Source organism: Arcicella sp., assembly GCF_964672035.1.
Genome location: NZ_CBABQS010000032.1, coordinates 30802 through 46080 on the forward strand (window position 1 = coordinate 30802; position 15279 = coordinate 46080).

Below are 15279 nucleotides of genomic sequence, written 5' to 3' on the forward strand. Positions count from 1 at the left end.
AGAACCTACCAGCGTTTGTAATAAACATATAAAGATAATTTACTTTTCCCACCATACTTTCGTGTCGCTATTGTCACCACCAATAGAAACCGTGGCACCCGATAATCCTTCTGGATTAAGCGATTGCAAATAAGTTGGGTACGGCACACGGCTGGGAAATTTATTTTCGGCTGGAATACCCGCACCACGAGGTAGAACTGGATATCCAGTTCTACGTTTTTCAAACCATGCTTGATAATCTACAAAAAAATAAGCGTAGTATTTTTGTAGCATAATTTGTTCTAATTGCTTTTCAGAAGTACCCGTTGCGTCATAAGCAATAGTTTTTTGACTCAAAAAAGCAGTAGGCAATACGGCTCCCCATTGTATCATTGAAGCAGCAATTCCAGCTTCATAATGGGCCTTTGGCGTTTTACCCGTGATATATCCTTTAAGAGAAAGCTCAGCTTTAATAAATTCTACTTCAGCTAAGGTCATCATAACCCCTAACTGCGGGAGCGTTTTAAGTGCATCGGTATAACTTGAATTTTGACCAACTACATATTCCAACGTGGTTGGATAACCACTTTGAATACCTCGGAAGGTTGAAATACCGCCTACCATAACTGGAATCGCCCAAATGGCACGACGTGGATCGGCACTGGCATTCATGGGATTTAAGAAAAATTCAGTAAAATACGTTCCTTCTCTCCAATCCAAAGTACGAGCATTATAGTAGGGATTAAAATACGGAAATGTGCCAGGGTAACGAAATATAGCTTCGTCTGCATTAGCAGTAAAAGTAGGATATTTTACGGCGTCAGCTAAAATGGCGGTTATTTGGTCTTTAATTTTTAGTTCTCCCTCTCTTTTGGATAACCTCAACAATAATCTTAATCGGAGTGAATTGGCAAATTTTTTCCAACGTTGAATACCCATATTTTTATCTCCTGTCAACACACTCGTATTGTAAACTAAGTCACCTCCATATGCTAATATTTTAGTGTCATCAAATAAACCATTCGCTGTTTCTAAATCTTTTAGAATTTGGGTATAAATATCTTTTTGTTTATCAAAAGATGGTTTAAAATTCCCTTCCGTTGCTTTAATTGCTTGTGAATATGGTACATCTCCATATAAATCTGTTAAAATAGAATAAGCCCAACATTTATAAAGTAAGGCGATTGCTTTGTAATTATTTTCTTTCAGACGATCAGCAATTGCATAAATATCTTCGGCATCGGTAAGGTTTTGGTAGAAACTACTCCAAACACCCACACCAGGACTAACAGAATAACGATGCAATCCTAATCCACTCGTACTGGCACGTGGAGCATCAACTTGCATTAATTCGTGGGTAAAACCACGGGCTGCGGTTACTGAATTATTAATTATTCGGTACTGCATTTGCCCTAAAATCACCCCAGGATTCACCTTTTCGGGGCGATTTGGGTCAACGTTGATTTCTTCAAAATTCTTACTACATGATGTAATAAATGACCCCACTACTAAAATTGCAATTATATATTTGAATTTATTTTTCATTTTTGAAATACTTTTAAATTAAAATTTGAATGTCAGGTTTACTCCCATGCTTCTTGTAGACGGAAACTGTGCGAGTTCCACACCAGGAGTCAAGGTACCATTATTAAGATTACCGCCTTCTGGGTCGAAACCAGGGAATTTAGTAAAATTGAATAAATCACGTCCAAACACAGCTACGCTTGTTTGACGAACGCCGATTTTACTTAACAAACTTTGTGGCAAACTGAACTCGAAACGAACCTCTCGAATTTTCAGAAATGAAGCATCAAAAATATTTACTTCTGCGTTACTAATTTGATAGTAATTATCATAGTAAGCACTCGCCGCAACTTTAACTGTATTGGGTTTATACGCTCCATCGGGTTGCAAAACAACACCATCACCAATAATTCCACCTTCTCTTCCCGGGAGTGTTACTTGGGTTTTTCCAAGGGTATTGTTCTTGTGATTGGTTTGTGAATACATACTTCCACCCATTTGACCGTCTAATAAAACACTTAATTTAAGCCCTCGATAAGCAAATTCATTCGACCAACTTCCCTTCCAATCAGCAAAAGCATTTCCCCATTTTTTAACGGTAGGGTCGAGTTGGGCAGGCAACCCAGTCGATGAATAAATAATTTGTCCATCAGGAGAACGTTGGAAACCACGACCGTACATATCACCCATTAACCCACCGACACGGGCTTCAATGGTTACATTTCCACTATGACTATAAATGGTTTGGTTAGTAATTCCTTCCGCTAATTCACGTACATAACTACGATTTTGCGACCAAATTGCCGTAGAATTCCATTTGAAATTAGAATTATTGACGATTTTACCCACTAATTTTACTTCTACACCTCTGCTATTGATTAAACCTGCATTTATGAGCGCATTTGAGAATCCTGAAGTAGGATCGAGCGGTATGGCCAAAATTTGATTACGACTATCATTATTATAAAACGCAACGTCTAAACCGATACGGTTTTTGAACATACGCAAGTCCAAACCAAACTCATAACTTGATGTAATTTCAGGTTTAAGATTTGCATTGAATAGGGTGGATGGATTTGTGAAATTATTGCTATAAATTCGGTCATAATAACGCACTGTTTGGTAAGGTCGAGTATCATTTCCAACTTGAGCCCAAGAAGCACGAACTTTAGCAAATGAAATAACATCGGGTACTTTTAATAATTCATTCAGTAAAAAACTTGAACTAACCGAAGGATAGAAAAATGAATTATTAACAAAAGGAAGCGTACTTGACCAATCATTTCTACCCGTAAAATCTAAGAAAATCATTTCGTCAAAAGCAAACTGTGTGGTAGCGTAAATACTATTAATTGCCTTACGAGTTTTGAGTGGGTCAGCAACGGCTTGGTCTAAACTATTAGAAATTTGATAGATTCCTGGCTGGGCTAATTGGTCAGCGTATAAACCTGCAAAATCATACGTTTGATTCATTGCATTACCACCAACCGAAGCTCTTACCGTAATTTTATCTTTAATTTTATCCTTGTAATTCAATAAAAAGTCTGTGTTAGATTCGTAACTAAAAACATTTTGCTCTCTGAACATTCCTCTTGGATATTTGGTCATACTGAATGGACGTTGTTGCGAACGATATTCAAAAGACATATCCAAACCACTTCTAATCATAAGATCAAATTTATCAGAAATCTGATAATTGGCTGAAATATTACCGATAAATCCGTGTTTATTCATTTTATTCAACATCTCGTTCATGCCCAAATATGGATTATCAGGGCCAGGATTGAAAGGATTACGCTGTTGAACACCTTCTAAATCAGATTGCCAATAAGGATTAAACCATGCTGGATTTATATTTGGTGCGGTTCCAATCATCAAAAAATACATGAGAGATTGATTATTGTAACCTGCTGCGGGCAAATTATCACTCTGCTTATTGGTATAATTTGCCTTCCCAATAATTTTTAATTTACTTGATAATTGTTGGTTAACCGATAAAGCAGCATTGATACGCTCAAAACCAGTATTTGGAATAATCCACTCATTTTTCATGTGCGTAAATGAAAACCTTGCAGAACCTTTATCAGTACCTCCCTCGAGTGAAATACTATTTGAGATTGTTCTTCCCGTTTGGAAAAAACCAGAAATATAATTATTGTAGGGAACCCAAGGCGTACGTTCAGTGGCTTTCCCGTCGGGGGAATTTGGATTATATTGAAAATAATTTTGACCATTAAATTTTGGTCCCCACGCACGTCCCGCACCAGCCGATGTGCTTGTATTGATACCATCAGCACTGTTTAAATAAGAATAATAGGCACTTGTTCTGCCCTCTCCGTATTCAAATTGATAATCTGGATAACGATTTACTTGTTCAAAACTGACGTTACTGTTGAAAGTAACCCCAATTCCTCTATCTTTTCTTGCACCCGTTTTCGTGGTGATAACTAAAGCACCACCAGCCGCACGACTACCATAAAGTGCAGTTGCACCGGCTCCTTTCAACACAGTAACGTTTTCGATATCGTCAGGATTCAGATCTGAAACTGTTGAGCCATAATCAACGGGACTATCTGCCGAAAGGTGTGAAGTATAACCAGTACCCGTAATTTTACTACTAATCGGGACGCCATCAACCACAATAAGAGCTTGGTTATTTTCTAAATTCAACGAAGATTCACCTCGTAATGTAATTCTGGATGAACCCATTGGTCCACCACCAACCCCTTGAATATTTAAACCAGCTACTTTACCCGAAAGCGTATTTACCCAGTTATTAGATTTAGCGTCAACAACGGCGTGGGCATTGATAGTTTGAGCGGCAAATCCCAAGGATTTTTCTTCACGTTTTATACCTAAAGCCGTAATAATTACCTCATCAAGTGTTTTGGTATCTTCTTCCAAAACTACGTCAATCTTACTACGATTCCCCACGACTACTAATTGGGAAGCAAAGCCAGTTGAAGAAACAATAAGCACGGTTTTTTCTCCATTCACGCTAATTTTATAAAAGCCTTTAGTGTCAGTAACTGTTCCTAAATTGGTTCCTTTTATTTGGATAGAAACCCCCGGAACAACCTCGCCAGAGGCCGACGAAACACTACCTGTTATCGTGCTGTTCTGTGCCATTGACTGTATTAATGTAGTTGACACAATCAGAAAAGTCTGTAAGACTTTTAGTAAATTTTTCTGCATAATTTTTTGGGGATTTTAAGTAAATATTTTAACAAAACTGATGGCATCCACAAAAATAAATGGCGAATGTTTTTCATTAAATATTTTATCCACAAATGTATCCTTGACATAAAAAGTGAAGGTTATTGAATGATGAAATTTGTATGACTTTTTCATACTAAAAACTTTAAGAATTAATACATATTTAATGTATGAATGCTAAGTAAAATGCAGCAAACCGAAGGAAATTATTTCTCTTAATTGTGAGGTATAAATTCTAATTATGTACGTTTAATAGAATTGAGCCTTACAAATGGATAATTAAAAAAACTTTGTCTTGTCAAAATTATATTTTAGCACCGTGGTTTCTCCTATTTATAAATATCTAAAAATGAATATTTTAACAGTAGAAGAATTCCCGATTTTAACTAAATTTTCTATTTCTTGATTTCTGAAGAAGCATCTGTTTTATGTAAATACTTCTTTTTTTAACGCATGAAGGTACAGGACAGTCGTTAATTAATAATTTATAAAATTTGAATAATTTTAAGAAATAATATACTTATTAAGTGCTATTAAAATTATTCAAATTCTAAACAACCTTTACAAATGAAAAACACAATTACTTTTCACAAAGTCAGAATTATTGCGTCCACCTGTTTTTTTGCAACGATTCTGTTTCTCTCATCAGTTGCTTTTTCTCAGCAACAAATCAAAGGTAAAGTTTCTGGTCAAGATGGCGTTCCATTAAGTGGTGTAAGTGTTGCGGTAAGAGGCACAACAAGAGGTACTACTACGGATGCTGAAGGTAGTTTTAAGATTGAAGTAAGCAATAAAGCCGTTTTATCATTCAGTTTTATCGGCTACGTATCGAAAGAAGTAGCGATTACCGAAGGACAAAATATTTTGAGTGTACTGTTGAACGAAGATCAACAGAATTTGGATGAAATTGTGGTAGTCGGGTACGGCACACAGTTGAAAAAGGAAGTTACCGGAGCCGTTCAAACGGTAAATTATCGAGAGTTGAAAGACATTCCAGTTTCGCAAATTACCCAAAAACTACAGGGGCAATTGGCAGGAGTTCAAATAAACCAAACTACGGGAAAACCTGGTCAAGGAATGTCGGTTCGTATTCGAGGGCAAGTCTCGGTTTCGGCAGGAAGTGACCCACTCTACGTGATTGATGGTTTTCCGATTACTGGGAATATTAGTGCGTTGAACCCCGATGAAATTGAAGAAATTTCCATTTTGAAAGATGCCGCTTCCACCTCTTTATACGGCTCAAGGGCAGCCAATGGAGTGGTTTTGATAACGACTAAAAAAGGAAAAGCTGGCACGAGTGTGAGTTTTAATACTTTCACAGGCTTACAACAAGTTCCCATGAAAGGCAGGATTGAAATGATGAATGCGGTTGAATTTGCACAGTTTAAAAAAGAATCTTATGAGGATGCCAAGCAACCAGTTCCCGCAGAATTTCAAAATCCAGCCCAATATGAAGGTAAAAATAATGATTGGTATGATGCTCTTTTGCGAGTCGCACCGTTACAAAGTTATAATTTAAGCATCACTTCCAACCGAGAAAAAGCCCGAACTGCCGTGGTTGCGGGGGTTTTTAATCAGCAAGGCGTGGTGATAAATAATGCTTATAAAAGGTATTCACTTCGGATAAATTCTGAATTTGATGTTTCGGACAAAATAAAACTGGGCTTTAATTTAGCGCCTCAATACGTTTTCGATAATACGCCAAGAACGGACGGTGACCGAGGAACGGGTATTTTATTTAATGCGCTGCACACTTGGCCAGTTATGCCAATTCGTGATGCCAATGGTGAATTGACTCTTTTCAATAAATTCCCAGCCAGTACAGGAAATATTTTCGCTTACGCCAATTGGGTGCGTGCAGCAAATGAATTAGTGAATGAGACCACGACCACAAACCTAATTTCAAATGCGTATCTTCAATATAAACCATTTAGCGGTTTAGTCTTGAAATCGACTTTTAACGTGGAGGTTTTGCGTACAAAATTCTTCTTTTTTAATCCTTCCACTGCGACGAGTGCAATCAATGTTCCGATTCCAACCACGGCCGTTTCAATTCGTGAAAACACGGAAAATACCACTTGGTTGAATGAAAATTTGGCTACGTATTCGAAGAGTTTCAATAATAATCACAATTTTGAATTATTAGTGGGTTTCACAAACCAAAAATTTAGACAAGAAAGCACACGTACCCAAGCCGACACTTATGCAGACGACAGACTTCCAACGGTGCAGGGAGCAATTAATGTCAATCGGGCGGGTACTTTTAATGGCGTTCAAGAATGGAGTTTAACCTCCTTCCTTTCCAGATTAACGTACAATTATAAAGGCAAATACTTATTTACTGCCGCTGTGAGAACCGATGGTTCATCTCGCTTTGGTTCAGATAATCGATGGGGTACATTTCCCTCTGCATCAGTGGGTTGGGTGATTTCGGACGAGCCATTTATTCAAAAATATTCCGAAATTTCTTTTGCGAAACTTAGAGCAAGTTTCGGCGTTATTGGGAATAATAATATTGGTAATTATACTTCCTACGCTCTAATTAACAATACGGTTAACGCCGTTTTTGGCAATACAGTTTCGTCTGGGGCAGTGGTTACATCTTTGGCAAACAAAAATTTGGGTTGGGAAACTACTCGCCAGTTTGATATCGGACTTGACCTTGGTTTATTCAATAACCGAGTGCAATTTATCTATGATTTTTATAAGAAAAACACAACGAATCTATTATACAGTGTTCAAGTAGCACAAGAATCTGGTTTTGGAAATTTTAATGATAATATCGGTGAGATTAAATTTTGGGGACATGAATTTTCGCTTGTCACTAAAAACACTGTTGGAAAATTAAAATGGACAACCAATTTCAATATTTCATTTAATAGAAACGAAGTGGTAGCCTTAGCCGATGGTATTGACCGAGTTTATGGTGCCTTTCATATTACCAAAGTAGGTCAGCCATTTGGGCAATTCTATGGACATGTAGCTCAAGGAGTTTATAAAAATGCTGAAGATTTGAAGAATTCTCCCCAAGTTCCAGGTCGTTCTACGGTAGGAAGTATCAAATTAACCGACCAAAACGGAGATGGAATTATTACTAATGGCGGTGACAATGATGACCGTGTAATCATTGGAAGTCCTTTCCCAAAATTCACTTACGGGATTACAAATACACTGCAATACGGAAACTTTGATTTTAGTGTGATCGGTTCAGGTTCTTACGGTAATCAATTATTAGTCAGACACTTATACAGTACGGCAAATTTAGATGGGGTGTTTAACATGGTAAAAGAAGCCCAATATCGTTTCCGTTCAGTTGAAAATCCAGGGAAAGGATTTTACGGTACAACCGTCGGTGGCGGTAACGTAACGGGTATTGAAAGGGATTGGATGAACAGCAGATTTATTGCGGATGCTTCATTTTTCACTATCAAAAACATCACACTTGGGTACTCAATTGGCGCTTTGAATAAAGTGTTCAAATCGGCAAGGATTTATACTTCCATCCAAAATGCGTACATTTTTACGCAATATTGGGGCGGACCAAATCCCGAAACAAGTGCCAATGGTGCTGGCAATGGTGATGGTGGAAACTTAAGTCAAGGTCTGGATTTGTCAAACTATCCCGTGCCTCGTACCTATACACTCGGTATAAATCTAAATTTCTAAACATTAAACTTTTGAAAACATGAAAAAGGTATTAATTATATCCATCATATTGGGGTTTTCCCAAACGAGTTGTAAAGAGGATTTTCTGACGGTCGTTCCAGAAACGGCCTTGAGTTCAGCCACTTTCTTTAATAAAGAAGCTGATTTTCAACAAGCTGTCAATGCGACGTATGTGCCATTGCGAAGTATTGTCAACGACAGAGCGTATCTTTTAGGAGAAATGCACTCCGACAATACTTATTATTACCGAAATATCCTCTTTGGAGCCACTGAGCAGCAAGAAGATATTGCCGATTTTGCCGTTCCAACTGCCAATGGTGTTACTTCAAACACCCACGTGTTAAATAATTACCGTTTGGATTATCAGATTATAGCCCGTGCCAATCAAATATTATCTCAGATTGACAATGTTGAATTTAATGCTGATTCAAAAAATAATCTGAAAGGTCAAGCCCTATTTTTGAGAGCGTATGCTTACCTTGAATTAGTACAATATTTCGGAAAAGTACCCTTGCATTTAACGCCCGTAACCATCAGACAAGAAGCAGCTTTGCCCTTATCTTCAGTTGAGGAAGTGTACGCACAGATTATTAAAGATGCTACGCAAGCCTCCACTTTTTTATTACCAAAATCAAAACAAGAAGCGGGTCGAGTTACTTCTGGTTCGGCAAAGACCTTATTGGCAAACGTATATATTATTCAAAAGAAATGGGCAGAGGCTGAAAAAGTAGCCAAAGAGATCGTTACGAGTGGCGAATACAGTTTGATGGTTGGGTATGAAAATGCCTTTTCCACCAATACAGATAATAAAAACAATCAAGAATCAATTTTTGAAGTTCAGTTTTTGGAAGGTTCAGCGGGATTGAATGGCAGTATAATTTACAATTTTCTCCCTCGCCCAATGACTCCCGAAGAATTAAAGCCCATCACGGGGACCTCTAACCCACAACCGCTGACAGGTGAAGGCAATAATGCGCCAACTCCCGATATTATTGCGGCTTACGAAACGGGTGATTTAAGAAAAGGTGCCTCAATTGGTTATGTAACATTAAGTGGAAGTTTAAGGGCAAATAAGGTTTTTCCGTACATCAAAAAATTCGCCAAGACGCATACTTTACACGGAAATACGGGAAATAATTGGCCAATTTACCGCTATTCAGAAGTTCTATTATTTTTATCCGAAGCCTTAATGGAGCAAAATAAAGTTTCTGAAGCCGCAACTTATTTAAATCAAATCCGAACAAGAGCGAGTCTTGGTGCTTCAAAAGCCATTTCGCAAACTGAAATGCGGAGTGCTATTTATCAAGAAAGAAGAGTTGAATTAGCCTTTGAAAATAAACGTTGGTTTGACTTAATTAGAACAGGCAGAGCCATTGAAGTAATAACAGCCTACGGAAATCGAATTAAAGCAAACCCTGTGGATTACTATTATCCAGAAGGCGCAACACTTCGGAGCAACGCTTTCTCAAATATTAGCCTATTATACGGTCTTCCTGCCGATGAAGCAGCCTTAACACCTTATTTTTAGTTTTATTATTGACCAAAATCAATATTTCGACCTGTAAGGTTTGACAAAACCTTACAGGTCGGTACTAAAAAGGTAGTATGATTAACTATATTTATCCTAATTATTTCATAATTATTTTATTAGAAATCAAAAAATAAATAGTTTATAAAATCAACAACTCATGTTTACAAAAAGTGTTTATATTAAACTCTTCTTTGGGCTAATTGCAATTTTTGTAATTGCTTCATTTATACCCGTAAGAACTACAAAACCTTCTATTTCAGGCGTAGAAAATCCAAAAGTTGAAAAGCTAAAACTGACTGATGGGTTCAAAGCAGAACATCTTTATAGTCCTTCGGAAAATAATTATGGCTCTTGGGTTTCAATGACTTTCGATGACAAAGGAAGGATGATTGTTTCAGACCAATACGGTTCTTTATATCGCTTAAAAATTCCCGCCATTGGTACTGAAAGTAAAACGACTATCGAAAAGCTAACAATTGGGAAAGCACCCAATATTGATACAACGGGAATGGGTTATGCTCATGGCTTATTGTATGCCTTCAATAGTTTGTATGTAATGATTAATAACGGCAAAAATAACAAACAATTTACTCGTAAAAGTGGCTTGTACCGACTTCAAGACACGGATAATGACGACCAATTTGATAAACTTACCTTGTTAAAAGAATTAGTTGGTGAAGGAGAACACGGCCCGCATAGCATCGTGCTTTCTCCCGACAAAAAATCTTTGTTTGTTATTTGTGGAAATCATACCGACATTCCACCTTTGGATGCTTACCGTTTACCCTCAAATTGGCAGGAAGACAATTTATTTCCACTCATAAAAGACCCTCGTGGACACGCCAATGACCGTAATGCTCCAGGAGGATGGATTGCAAACCTCGACCCTGAAGGAAAAAAATGGGAATTATTTAGCGCTGGCTATCGAAATGCCTTTGATATGGCTTTTAATGAAGTAGGCGATTTATTTGTGTACGATGCGGATATGGAATGGGATTTTGGTCTGCCTTGGTACCGTCCAACTCGTATTTGTCACGCTACAAGTGCCAGTGAATTTGGCTGGAGAACGGGCAATAGTAAATGGTCGCCAACATTTCCTGATAATTTACCTGCCGTTCTTAACATTGGGCAAGGTTCGCCAACGAATTTAATCCATTTAAAAGATGCCAAATTTCCCGCAAAATATAAAAGTACGCTGTTGGCTTTCGATTGGAGTTTTGGCATTATTCACGCAATAAATCTAAAACCTTCGGGTTCAACTTATTCGGGCGAAAGAGAAGAATTTTTATCGGGACTTCCTTTACCATTAACCGATGGCGTTATTGGTCCAGATGGAGCATTGTATTTCTTAACGGGTGGTCGTAAATTAGAATCTGATTTATACCGAGTTTCTTATATTGGAAATGAAAATACTGACCCTGTTGCGGCAAAACCGATAAATTCTGCCAATACCATCAGAAGAAGCTTGGAACAATATCATACAGGCGAACCAAATAAAGAAGCCGTTAAAATTGCTTTTCCTTATTTGAAAAATCCCGATAGATTTATTCGATACGCTGCTCGTTTGGCCATCGAACATCAACCTGTAAGCGAATGGGAAAACTTGGCTTTGAATGAAAAAGACCCGATGGCACAAACTCAGGCCTTGGTTTCCTTAATTCGCCAGAATAAAGTAGACAAGAAAAATGAAATTTTGAATGCGCTTTTAACTATCAACTTTAAAGCCTTAACGCAACCTCAACAATTGGATTTATTGAGGGCATTTGAGTTAGCATTTCTAAGAATGGGACAACCCGATGCTACCTTAAAACCTAAAATTATTGCGTATTTGAACCCACTTTATCCAGCAAATACCGCTCATTTGAACCGTTCATTGAGCAAGGTTTTGATTTATTTAGATGCTCCTGAAGCCGTGGCAAAAACCATGAAATTGATGGATATCAAAACCGAGGCGGGAAGTAATGAATTGAATGTTGAAACAGCAACGGCCTCAAGCGATTTGATTTTGAGAAACCCTCAATACGGAGCCGATATTGCCGCTATGTTGGCGAATATTCCGCCTGCTCAACATACGTATTATGCGACCATGCTCAGTTTAGCAAAAGTTGGCTGGACACCCGCTCTTCAGGATAAATATTTCAAGTGGTATTACGATGCATTCGGCTATAAAGGAGGAAGAAGTTATGTAGGCTTTTTAGATAGAGCAAGAAAATTGGCTTTAAAAAATGTCCCTGAAAGCAAGAGGGCGTATCTTGATAAATTATCTGGAGCAGAAAGATTAAGCAAAAATGGCAATGATTTAATTTCTGCCACCGCACCAAAAGGCCCAGGTGGATATTGGAAAATGGAAACTGCTTTGCAACTGGTTGAAAATGGATTAGTAAATCGAGATTTTGCCCAAGGTAAAGCAATGTATTCCGCTGCAACTTGCAAAATGTGCCACACAATGCGGGGAGAGGGCGGAGCAATTGGGCCAGATTTAACGCAATTAGGAACTCGTTTTTCCTCAAAAGATATGTTAGAGGCAATTATCCACCCCGACAAAACGGTTTCTGATCAATACGCTGCCACGCAGTACAGTCTTAAAAATGGCAGTTCAATTGTTGGACGCTTGATTAATGAAGACAAAAATTATTATTACGTTTCTCAGAATCCGTATTCTCCAGAAGTCTTGGAAAAAGTCTTGAAAAAGAATGTTGTTTCCGCTAAATTTTCATCTGTTTCCATTATGTTTGGAGGATTAATTAACAGCCTAAATGCCGATGAAATGAAAGACTTAATGGCGTATTTGATGTCTGGTGGGAATGACAAAAATCCCATGTTCTCGGCGACCAAATCAGAAGTTAAAAAGGACGGCAAGTAACGTTTTCTTTAAAATGCGGGGTTATATGGCTTCAACGCTGGCAGGATTTTGAACCCTGCCAGCGTTAAGCACATAAATTCCTTAATTTGATAGTACTGGTTCCTACAGTAGTATCAAATAAATTATTCCGAATACTTACTTATACAAATAATAACATACTTACCTCCATGAAATTAAAAGATAAATTATCATTTTGGCAAATTGGATTGCTCATTTCTATCATATTCATTAGTTGTAAAGTTATTAATTCAAGTCAAGAAAAAGGTTTTGTCAATATTTTTGACGGAAAAACGCTGAATGGTTGGGAAGGTGACCCAACATATTGGCGAGTTGAAGATGGGAGTTTAGTGGGAGAAATTACACCACAAACCCTACTAAAAACCAATTCATTTATTATGTGGAAAGGCGGAGAACCTGCCAATTTTGAACTGAAAGGAGAATTCCATATTACCGAAAAAGGAAATTCGGGAATAAATTACCGAAGTGAAAAATTACCCGATGTTCCTTATGCTTTAAAAGGTTATCAAGCCGATATTGACGGTGCAAATCGTTATACTGGACAAAATTATGAAGAACGTGGCAGAACAACATTGGCTTACCGTGGACAAATTACGACCATAAATCCACAATCAGGAAATTGGACACCAGAAGAGGTGAGAGCAAAAGTTAAAAATAATGCTTGGTCGGATTTGAAAGTTACGGGTTCATTGGGTAGTTCAGATTCCTTAAAAACGCAAATAAAAAATCAAGATTGGAATTCGTTTCATCTAATTATCAAAGGCAATCGTTTACAGCATTATATCAATGATATTTTGATGAGCGATGTAACAGATAATGACGTAATTAACGGCAAATCAAAAGGCATTATTGGCGTACAAGTTCACGTAGGTCCACCCATGAAAGTTCAATATAGAAATTTACGTTTGAAAAAATTATAAGATGAATAAAATTGGATTTAATGTTTTAGCATGGTCGGCGGGGGTTTCCGAGGATATATTTCCCATCATTGAAAGATTAAAATTAATTGGCTACGACGGCGTCGAATATTTTGTTGGTTCTCCCGAAGAATCTCAATATAAAAATTTAGGAAAACACTCAAAAGAAGTAGGTTTGGAAGTTACCGCTGTAACCGTGGTAAGTCCAGAAGCGAATCCAATTAGTGATTCAGCAACTATCAGAGCAAAAGGCCTTGACCGCCTAAAATGGTCAATCGACCGTGCTTTTGATTTAGATGCTCGAATACTTTGCGGGCCATTTCATTCTGCTCACGCTCATTTTTTAGCGCATCCTGCTTTGGAAGACGAGTACAAATGGGGAGCGGAAGTTCTGCATCAAGCGGGAGAATATGCGCACCAAGCGCAAGTAACACTGGCATTAGAAGCCCTCAATCGATTTGAATGTTATTTGTGCAATACCATGGAACAATTAGCAAAATTGGTCAATATGTCAAATCATCCAAACGTAAAAGCCATGTTTGATACGCATCACGCCAACATTGAGGAGAAAAAATACCTCCACGCCATTCAAACTATTTCGCCATTTTTGAGCCATGTACATATCAGCGAGAACGATAGAGGTACGCCTGGAGATGGTCACGTTCCTTTTGATGATGCTTTTTCAGCTTTGGCAAAAGTTAATTATAGTGGTTGGCTTACTATTGAAGCTTTTTCAAGAAATGACCCTGATTTTGCGAACGCCATAAACGTTTGGCGAGAATACAATGACCCTTGGCACATTGCCGAAAATGGACTGAAATTTATCAAAGATATGGGTCAAAAACATGGATTGTAAAGAACTTTATGTTTATGCATTCACAAAAAATAATTTAAAAATCTAAGGTAAAAAATTAAAAAAAGATTAAAATGGAAGACAAATTGCCTTTTCGATTCGGTTCAGAAGTTTATACGTGGTTTATGAGTGGTAATGGACAAACCCACCAAGGACGATTGGCTCACATGATAGAAATTATATCCAAAGCAGGTTTCACAGGAATTCAACCAATTTTCACTTGGATGGGCGATTTGGTTGATGCCGACCGTTTGGAAGCTAAGTTAAAAGAACAAAACTTAGAATTAGCGGCACTTGCTTTGGCATTGGAGTGGAATGGTACGGAAGAATCAGAAAAAGAAAAAATAATTGCTGATAATGCAATTGCCTTATTGCAACGTTTTCCTGGGGCAGTCTTAAACACCGTTCAAATTCCAACGGGTCGCCATGATTTAGAAAATCGCCAACGGAATTTGGTGAATATCGTTAATGCCGTTTCCAAAAGAGCATCCGAAAAAGGAATTCCATGTAGTTTTCACCCCAATTCTCCACATAGCTCAATTATTAGAACTGAATCAGATTACAAGTCTGTTTTAGAATCCTTAGATAGTACCGTAACGGGCTGGACACCCGATGTTGGCCATATCATAAATGGTGGCATGAATCCGCTCGAAAAAATGAAAGAGTATGCTTCGCTAATAAATCATGTCCATTATAAAGATTGGAATGGCGA

9 protein-coding genes are annotated in these 15279 nt (G+C 37.8%); 6 read left to right on the plus strand and 3 right to left on the minus strand.

Going from position 1 to position 15279, the window contains the following annotated elements; genetic code table 11:
- Nucleotides 1–39: 39 nt before the first annotated feature.
- The 3 genes from AC1W31_RS10750 to AC1W31_RS10760 are packed head-to-tail and all read right to left on the minus strand — an operon-like array spanning nt 40 to nt 4854.
- A complete protein-coding gene (locus AC1W31_RS10750; RefSeq protein WP_481734444.1) occupies nt 40–1524 on the minus strand; it encodes a SusD/RagB family nutrient-binding outer membrane lipoprotein in 1485 nt (494 codons plus the stop codon).
- Between the two features lie 18 nt (nt 1525–1542).
- Nucleotides 1543–4698: a SusC/RagA family TonB-linked outer membrane protein gene (locus AC1W31_RS10755; RefSeq protein WP_481734445.1), complete on the minus strand. Its 3156-nt coding sequence runs from the start codon at nt 4696–4698 to the stop codon at nt 1543–1545.
- 15 nt (nt 4699–4713) lie between these two features.
- Complete coding sequence (locus tag AC1W31_RS10760; protein ID WP_481734446.1) at nt 4714–4854, minus strand: hypothetical protein; 141 nt, start codon at nt 4852–4854, stop codon at nt 4714–4716.
- Between the two features lie 432 nt (nt 4855–5286).
- Between AC1W31_RS10760 and AC1W31_RS10765 the strand changes: the two genes are divergently transcribed.
- The 6 genes from AC1W31_RS10765 to AC1W31_RS10790 form a co-directional block, all read left to right on the plus strand.
- On the plus strand, nt 5287–8385 hold the full coding sequence (locus AC1W31_RS10765) for a SusC/RagA family TonB-linked outer membrane protein (protein WP_481734447.1): 3099 nt from the start codon (nt 5287–5289) through the stop codon (nt 8383–8385).
- Nucleotides 8386–8404: 19 nt separating this feature from the next.
- Nucleotides 8405–9913, plus strand: coding sequence for a RagB/SusD family nutrient uptake outer membrane protein (locus AC1W31_RS10770; RefSeq protein WP_481734448.1), 1509 nt, complete (start codon nt 8405–8407; stop codon nt 9911–9913).
- 160 nt (nt 9914–10073) lie between these two features.
- A complete protein-coding gene (locus AC1W31_RS10775) occupies nt 10074–12779 on the plus strand; it encodes a c-type cytochrome (protein ID WP_481734449.1) in 2706 nt (901 codons plus the stop codon).
- A 167-nt stretch (nt 12780–12946) separates the two neighbouring features.
- Nucleotides 12947–13717, plus strand: coding sequence for a 3-keto-disaccharide hydrolase (locus AC1W31_RS10780; RefSeq protein WP_481734450.1), 771 nt, complete (start codon nt 12947–12949; stop codon nt 13715–13717).
- A 1-nt stretch (nt 13718) separates the two neighbouring features.
- Nucleotides 13719–14570 (plus strand): sugar phosphate isomerase/epimerase family protein, encoded by an 852-nt coding sequence (locus tag AC1W31_RS10785; RefSeq protein WP_481734451.1) that lies wholly within the window; start codon nt 13719–13721, stop codon nt 14568–14570.
- Nucleotides 14571–14641: 71 nt separating this feature from the next.
- On the plus strand, nt 14642–15279 hold a 638-nt coding region (locus AC1W31_RS10790), incomplete at its 3' end, for a sugar phosphate isomerase/epimerase family protein (protein ID WP_481734452.1).